Source organism: Ruegeria sp. HKCCD8929, from assembly GCF_013031405.1.
GTDB lineage: Bacteria > Pseudomonadota > Alphaproteobacteria > Rhodobacterales > Rhodobacteraceae > Ruegeria.
In genome coordinates this window covers 1-1,127 of sequence record NZ_WPZY01000144.1, presented here as the reverse complement: position 1 = coordinate 1,127, position 1,127 = coordinate 1, and the positions used below count along the sequence as shown (strand labels likewise).

Annotated in this window: 1 protein-coding gene; it reads left to right on the top strand. The window is 57.4% G+C overall.

Going from position 1 to position 1,127, the window contains the following annotated elements; all coding sequences use genetic code 11:
- Nucleotides 1-1,001 (top strand): 4-hydroxyphenylpyruvate dioxygenase family protein (locus GOX53_RS29475; RefSeq protein WP_171182429.1); only part of this gene is annotated, 1,001 nt, incomplete at its 5' end.
- Nucleotides 1,002-1,127: the final 126 nt, after the last annotated feature.

The window sequence follows — 1,127 nt, the reverse complement described above, 5'->3', positions numbered from 1 at the left end:
CGGATGAGGCGAGCGGTGCGCAGCTCTGCGATCTCCTGTCCGCCATGTGTTTCCGTAAGGAACGGCGGCATGTCAGCAAATCGGTCGAGCTGTGGCGGCAAGGCGCGGTCAATATCGTGGTGAACACGGAAAAGGATGGGTTTGCGCATTCGGCCTTTCTGGGCCACGGCCCATCGGTTTGTGACATGGGTTTGCGCGTCAAAGACGCGGAACAGACGGTTCAGCGTGCGACTAAGTTGGGTGCGCCGAACTTTTCGCAGCCGGTAGGAACAGGCGAACTGGATATCCCGGCGATCCGCGGCGTCGGGGGCAACGTTGTCCATTTCATCGACGAGAAATCCGATCTGCACCGGGTATGGGATATCGAGTTCGAGCCGGTCGCCAAAACCAAAGCGACCCAGCCTGCCGGTCTGCGCCGGATCGACCATCTGGCGCAGACCATGCGCCTCGATGAGATGCAAAGTTGGCTGCTCTACTACATCTCTACCTTCGACATGGCGAAGTCCCCTATCGTGAATGTTGCCGACCCCTCGGGCGTCGTGCAAAGCCAGGCCATTGAAAGCCCCGAAGGTGAGGTCCGGCTGAACCTGAACGGTGCCGTCGGACGCCGGACATTAGCGGCTTCATTCCTTGAAGACGGTTTTGGTGCGGGCGTTCAGCACATCGCTTTTCGGACGGATGATATCTTTGAAACGTCGGATCACCTTATGAAATCCGGCTTTCCCAGCCTGTCCATCCCCGAAAACTACTACACCGATCTGCAGGCGAGTTTCGGGTTGGATGACGGTCTGGTGACCCAATTGCGCGAGGGTAACATCCTCTACGACCGAACGGCAGGCGCAGAGTATTTTCAAATTTACAGTCACCCAATTTTTAACGGCTTCTTTTTTGAAATCGTTGAGCGCCGCGCGGGCTATGCTGGCTATGGCGCGCGCAACGCCTCCATTCGCCTCGCCGCGCAAAGGAAAACCCGGCCAGCGAAAGAGGTTCAAACACAATGACCGCGCCAGATGGACAAATGACCAGCGATGAGCAAGCCGTACGCCAGTGGTGGCGCACATCCATAATCAATATGAAACCGGGCCACATCGCGTTTCGCGGGCATCCGGTCGAAGAATTGATCGGCA